Genomic DNA, 2,104 nt, shown 5'->3' with positions numbered 1-2,104 from the left:
GTGAACTGCTGCTCCAGCATGCAGTAGAGCTGCGCGCCGGTCAGGTCGAGCGTCACCAGGTTGTTGGCGAACGGCTGCACGGTGAACGCCTCGGCGTAGGTGACCGGGCCGGCGTCGAGGTCGGCGCGTACGCCACCGGGGTTCATGAACGCGGCGACCGCGTTCTGCTCGGTGTCGGTCGCGGCGAGCTGCGCGTCGGCGATCAGGTTGCCCAGTGGCGACTCACCGGTCTGGTACGTCGGCTTGCCGTTGGCGTCGACCCCGGTCTGGTACAGGTTCTCCTGGGTCTTGGTGATCGCCGCGGTGGTCTCGCCGACGACCCGGTCGGCCACCGGGCCGAGCGCGGTCTTGTACCGGTTGATCAGGTCGGTCGAGGGCTTGTCCGGCGCCACGTCCCGGGTGACCACCACGTTGTTCGCGGACGCGCTCACCACGTCGCGGGTACGCGGGTCGATCTTCAGGTCGATCTGGGTGACCAGGCGGCCGAACGAGCTGGCGCTGGTGACCAGCTTGCCGTTGATGTTGCAGTTGTACGCGGCGTGGGTGTGCCCGCTGACGATCACGTCGATGGACGGGTCCATCCGGTTGGCGATGTCGACGATCGGGCCGCTGAACCCGGTGCAGTCGTTGATGCCGCCGCCGTTCTGCACGCCGCCCTCGTGCAGCAGCACGACGATGCTCTTGACGCCGAGCAGGCGCAGGATCTTGGCGTACTTGTTGGCGGTGTCGGCCTCGTCGCTGAACCGCAGGCCGGCGACGCCCTGCTGGCTGACGATGTTCGGGGTGCCCTCCAGGGTCATCCCGATGAAGCCGATCGGCACACCCTTGACGATCTTGATGCCGAACGGCTGCATCAGGGGCAGGCCGGTGGAGGTCTTGAACGCGTTCGCCGAGAGGTACTTGAACTTGGCGCCACCGAACGGGGTGCCGTCGGCGCAGCCGTCCACCGGGTGGCAGCCGCCGCGCTGCATGCGCAGCAGCTCGGCCGCGCCCTCGTCGAACTCGTGGTTGCCGACGCTCGCGAACTCCAGCCCGGCGAGGTTCATCTCCTCGATGGTCGGCTCGTCGTGGAACGCGGCGGACAGCAGCGGCGAGGCGCCGATCAGGTCACCGGCGGCGACAGTGACGGTGCCCTTGCCCTGCTTCTTGGCCTCGGCGCGCATCGACTTCAGGTGGCTGGCCAGGTATTCCGCGCCACCGGCCGGCTGGCCGTCGATGGTGCCGCTGGACCCGCTCGGCGGCTCCAGGTTGCCGTGGAAGTCGTTGATCGCGAGCAGCTGGACGTCGACCGGCTTCGGGCGCGCCTCGGCCTGGTCGGGGGTGACGGCGACAGCGGTGAACGCGGTCGCGGCGAGTGCGGCCAGGCCGACTACGGCCCGGCGTCGCATCCCGGTGACGGACATGGAACTCCTCGTGAGATACCGATGCTGGTGTCCGGACGATGGTTCGCCCGGCGGCCGGTACATCTCCTGCGCCGCGATGTCGGCGAACTGCTCGACGGTCACCAGGTAGCCGCGCGCCGCCGCCCGGCCGGGCAGCTGCGGGTCGTAGAACGCCATGCCGCCGGTCCAGGCCCGCGACTCGCCCGCGAAATAGACCCCGCCGGGGATCAGCGCCGGGACGGTCCGGCGCGGTGGCCGGCAGTCCCGGCAGCCGGGGTACGTGCGCAGCCCGCCGGGTGGGCGCCCACCACGCAGGTACCAGTCGAGCCGGGCGGCGTGCAGGTTCGAGCCGTAAGCGACGTACCAGAGCATCGGCGTCGCCGTCAGAACCAGCAGGTGCGCCCGGCGGCGTGGCTGACCTGGACGGTGTGTGTCACGCAGCCGCCGTCGGCGACCAGGTGCAGCAGGAAGGCCGTCGGCTCGGCGACGAACCCCGGCTCCTCCTCGTCGGACATACTCAGGCTCACCTGGATCCACGTGCTCGGCGCGACGGTCAGCACCGTACCGGCGAACGCGCTTGTCACCTGGCGGTGCAGGTGCCCCGCGGCGACGCGTACGACATGGGGGTGCCGGCCGACCACGGCGGCGAGCGCGTCGGCGTCCGCGAGGCCCATCGCGTCCATGCCCGGTACGCCGACCGCGACCGGCGGATGGTGCAGGCA

Annotated in this window: 1 protein-coding gene and 1 pseudogene; both read right to left on the bottom strand. The window is 70.5% G+C overall.

Annotated features, from left to right (window positions below):
- On the bottom strand, positions 1–1,403 hold a 1,403-nt coding region (locus tag KBX39_RS29670; RefSeq protein WP_210873696.1), incomplete at its 3' end, for a bifunctional metallophosphatase/5'-nucleotidase.
- A 362-nt stretch (positions 1,404–1,765) separates the two neighbouring features.
- Positions 1,766–2,104: pseudogene (locus tag KBX39_RS29665) on the bottom strand (phosphodiesterase); the annotation flags it as partial.

The sequence above is a fragment of the Micromonospora sp. D75 genome, from assembly GCF_018070405.1.
GTDB classification, from domain to species: Bacteria; Actinomycetota; Actinomycetes; order Mycobacteriales; family Micromonosporaceae; genus Micromonospora; species Micromonospora chalcea.
This window is presented reverse-complemented; position numbering and strand designations above follow the sequence as displayed.